The sequence below is a fragment of the Blautia sp. ZXY-1-B12 genome, from assembly GCF_056339915.1.
In genome coordinates this window covers 1-2,515 of the sequence record NZ_JBWJVP010000282.1, presented here as the reverse complement: position 1 = coordinate 2,515, position 2,515 = coordinate 1, and the positions used below count along the sequence as shown (strand labels likewise).

3 protein-coding genes are annotated in these 2,515 nt (G+C 45.0%); all 3 read right to left on the bottom strand.

Annotated elements, in window-relative coordinates; genetic code table 11:
- Positions 1-282: 282 nt before the first annotated feature.
- Positions 283-513 carry a DUF3841 domain-containing protein gene (locus tag AC075L_RS19820; RefSeq protein ID WP_476388061.1) on the bottom strand — a complete coding sequence of 77 codons (231 nt, stop codon included), beginning with the start codon at positions 511-513 and terminating at the stop codon, positions 283-285.
- Complete coding sequence (locus AC075L_RS19815; protein ID WP_476388062.1) at positions 482-619, bottom strand: hypothetical protein; 138 nt, start codon at positions 617-619, stop codon at positions 482-484. The genes AC075L_RS19820 and AC075L_RS19815 overlap by 32 nt, the downstream gene beginning before the upstream one ends.
- Positions 620-744: 125 nt before the next feature.
- Positions 745-2,076 (bottom strand): leucine-rich repeat protein, encoded by a 1,332-nt coding sequence (locus AC075L_RS19810; RefSeq protein ID WP_476388060.1) that lies wholly within the window; start codon positions 2,074-2,076, stop codon positions 745-747.
- Between the last annotated feature and the right edge of the window lie 439 nt (positions 2,077-2,515).

Below are 2,515 nucleotides of genomic sequence, written 5' to 3'. Positions count from 1 at the left end.
GACAGATTGATAGCAGGAGATACTTCTCTCCTGCCGAAAAAAAGCCGCCCAAACGGACGGCTTATTTGTCGTACTTCCAGATCTTTTTGACCTCTTCTTTTCTAAGCTCCCAGAAAGTTGCCTGCACATGAGGAGCCTGATGGATCTCGAATACCCTGTACCAGGACTCTTTCTTGAATTTTTCCTTTCCTTCCATATCCGGATTATAGTACCAGTCCAGTTCTTCGCCCTCGTTTTCTACACCATGCCGTATCGTTACGCTGTGCGACCGTCCAGATCTCTTCAGTCAGAGAGAACGACCTGGGAAGTCTCCTTTCTCTCCAGTTCGATCAGCACCATCTCCTTTGCGGCGCCCCGAAATTCCACCCATCGCAGGTCAGGACGGGCCTGTCTTGTGCGGAGCCTGTACCACGCCCATACCGGATATTTAATGCCTTCCGGAGGCGGTCCAATCTTTTCTGTCATATACCCGGACATCCAGTCATATGCATTGGCAAACTGCCGGCCGGAGATCGTCCCAGGTAAGTACTTCGCTCTTATCCGGATCGCACTGGTAGATTCCTGTTTTCTCAATTGTTTCTTTGTATACTCTTGCAGGCATTGTCGTCCACAGCCTCATTCTTCCACCTCCAAACGAATTATGTATTTTCTATTATACACGAAACCCATGTTCAGAAATATTTCTATACAAAAATCCCTGTCAGGCCGGTACATTCTGTCTCATACCGGCTGACAGGGAAAATCTTATTTCACTTTGACTTTTTTAACCTTGCTCCAGTCAGAGTAATATCTCTTTCCGTTAACTGTTTTGTATGTACGGATACGGATATAATAGTTTTTATTGCTGCGGAGATTTTTAAATGTGATCTCCGTTGTTTTTTTGCCAGCTGTCGTTGTCTTTGGCTTTTTCATATTTTTCTTCAGACTGTACTGCACCTGATATCCGCTTACGGACTTCGACGGCTTCCAGGATACAACAAGCGTCTTCTTTCTTCCTGATTTCGTTTTGAGACTTGTAGTATTCTTTGGCTTTTTCACAGGAGCCTGAGTAGGTTCCGGGGCCTTTGTAGGTCCTATCGGGTTCGGCGTATCCGTAGGCTTCGGTGTATCTGTCGGCTTCGGTGTTGCTGTTGGCTTTGGCGTTGCAGTGGGCTTCGGTGTGGCCGTTGGTTTCGGCGTTGCCGTTGGTTTCGGTGTCGCCGTGGGCTTTGGCGTTGCCGTTGGTTTCGGTGTCGCCGTTGGCTTCGGTGTGGACGTTGGTTTCGGCGTAGTTGTTCTGATTATTTTTGTAGTATCAGGGAAACAGCGCTCTCCCACTTCCTTGATCGTGGAAGGCAGTGTTACACTCTTCAGCAATTTTGCGTCACAGAATACATATCCCTCAAGCGTCTCGATTCCTTCCGGAATTATTACTTCCGTAATTTGCGTACATCCAACACAAAGCATCTGGGTAAGAGTTTTTACTCCATTACCAAACGTGATTGATTGTAGATTCTCACAATTGCTCAAACAGAAATCATTAAGTGTCTTTACAGAATCGGAAATTACGATCTTGTTTAAATGACTATGATCAAATGCATTTGCTGTGATCCTTGTTACATCGTCCGGTACCGTGTATTCTCCGGTTTTCTTAGCGGGAACTGCTATCAGATAGTAGCCTTTCCCTTCTTTTTTATACAGGACTCCATCCACAGCCTTATATACCTTATTACCACTTGCTACCTTGAATTTCTTCAGATTTGTCATTCCGCGGAAAGCATTGAAAAATGTTGCATCATTTATGGAAGCAGGGAGTTCAAGCTCTGTAATGCCTGTTCCGGAGAATACATCTGCCCACAATTCCTCTACGCTATTTCCCAGCTTGACATCTACCAGCTTAGGATCATCGGCAAACGCATTGTATCCAATACACGCTACATAGTTTCCAACCGTTACTTTCTCAAGATTTGGGCAATTTGAAAATGCATATTTTTCAATATAATATATGGAATTGCCTATTACAACCTCTTTAATTTCATCAATATAAGGAAATCTGTATTTCTCATATCGATCTCCGGAAAAGTAATATTCATATATCCTTCCGTAACCAGAAATAGTTAAAACCCCATCTTTTAATGTCCACGTGCATCATCCCCACATTTACCACTCTTTTCACCCGTTGGTTTTTGCGTTAGTTGAGAGTGCGGTAGGTTTTGGTGTCGCAGTAGGTTTTGGTGTTGCTGTCGGTTTTGGCGTTGCTGTCGGTTTTGGCGTTGCTGTCGGTTTTGGCGTTGCGGTAGGTTTTGGTGTTGCGGTAGGTTTTGGCGTCGCGGTAGGCTTCGGGGTTGCTGTAGGCCGTGGTGCCGCCTTTGATGTAACGGTAACCTCTTTCTGTGCCGAAATATCTCCGATCTTCAGCGTAATTGTTGTATTACCCGCCTTTTTTGCAGGACAGTTTACCATTCTGGTCTACGGAAACAATACTGTCATCCGCAGAAAGCCACTGGACACTGTCAACTGGATAGCATGTTGAATT

What these genes read in the sequence shown, in the direction of transcription:
- AC075L_RS19815 (WP_476388062.1), bottom strand. Translation starts at nt 619, where the DNA reads ATGAGGCTGTGGACGACAATGCCTGCAAGAGTATACAAAGAAACAATT.